The 255-nt window shown below is 50.6% G+C and carries 1 tRNA gene; it reads right to left on the bottom strand.

From position 1 onward, the window contains the following. Nucleotides 1–33: 33 nt before the first annotated feature. Nucleotides 34–108 (bottom strand) — tRNA-Gly (locus ENTMO_RS0100615). Nucleotides 109–255: the final 147 nt, after the last annotated feature.

Raw genomic sequence — 255 nt, forward strand, 5'->3', positions numbered from 1 at the left:
GCGCTCTACCAACTGAGCCATATCAGCACGTATTGGAGCGGGCAGCGGGAATCGAACCCGCATCATCAGCTTGGAAGGCTGAGGTAATAGCCATTATACGATGCCCGCATCCTGAAACTCGGCTACCCAGTTCTTTCTGTAACAAAAAAAGAGATTTCTCTCTTTTCATGTTCGAGCTGGCTAATTTTTCCAACCAGCTCCGGCGGCATTTACGCTGCCAGAAAGTGGTGGTGGGGGAAGGATTCGAACCTTCGA

Origin of the sequence: Enterobacter mori LMG 25706, from assembly GCF_000211415.1 — a bacterium.
In the GTDB taxonomy this organism is placed as follows: domain Bacteria; phylum Pseudomonadota; class Gammaproteobacteria; order Enterobacterales; family Enterobacteriaceae; genus Enterobacter; species Enterobacter mori.